This is a genomic window from Facklamia sp. P13055 (genome assembly GCF_050409445.1).
Classification (GTDB): domain Bacteria; phylum Bacillota; class Bacilli; order Lactobacillales; family Aerococcaceae; genus Facklamia.
This window is the reverse complement of the sequence record NZ_JBNUPL010000054.1, coordinates 1-738: the sequence shown is the minus strand read 5'-3', so window position 1 is coordinate 738 and position 738 is coordinate 1. Positions and strand designations below refer to the sequence as shown.

At 42.0% G+C, this 738-nt stretch carries 1 pseudogene; it reads right to left on the bottom strand.

The features are described 5' to 3' along the window. Positions 1 to 738: pseudogene (locus ACQV2O_RS08605) on the bottom strand (YSIRK signal domain/LPXTG anchor domain surface protein); the annotation flags it as partial.

The window sequence follows — 738 nt, the reverse complement described above, 5'->3', positions numbered from 1 at the left end:
GCGTTGGATCTGGATCTGGTGTTGGATCTGGATCTGGCGTTGGATCTGGATCTGGTGTTGGATCTGGGTCTGGTATTGGACACACTCCACATTCACCGTCTTTACCATCCTTACCGTCTTTACCATCCTTACCATCTTTGCCATCTTTTACAAAGACTTCTTGTGTGGAACCATCTGGCTTCGTAATGATAATGGTATAGCCCGAATTGCCTTCTGTATCTTTTCCAGGTGTTACCTCAACCTTAGGCGTCTGACCATCTTTGCCATTTAAGATATTTTCAGTTGTCACTTTTCCGTCACTATCTGTAATGGTGATAGTTACTCCTATAACATTACCATCTTGATCTTTGAGTGGGGTTTGCTTGATGGTTGGTGATTTACCATCCACTCCATCTTTACCATCCTTACCGTCTTTACCATCTTTTACAAAAACTTCTTGTGTGGAACCATCTGGCTTCGTAATGATAATGGTATAGCCTGAATTACCTTCTGTATCTTTTCCAGGTGTTACCTCAACCTTAGGCGTCTGACCATCTTTGCCATTTAAGATATTTTCAGTTGTCACTTTTCCGTCACTATCTGTAATGGTGATAGTTACTCCTATAACATTACCATCTTGATCTTTGAGTGGGGTTTGCTTGATGGTTGGTGATTTACCATCTACTCCGTCTTTGCCGTCTGCACCATTTGTTACAGTAGTCGTTGTTTGAGTGCCATCTGGATTGGTAATCGTAATGG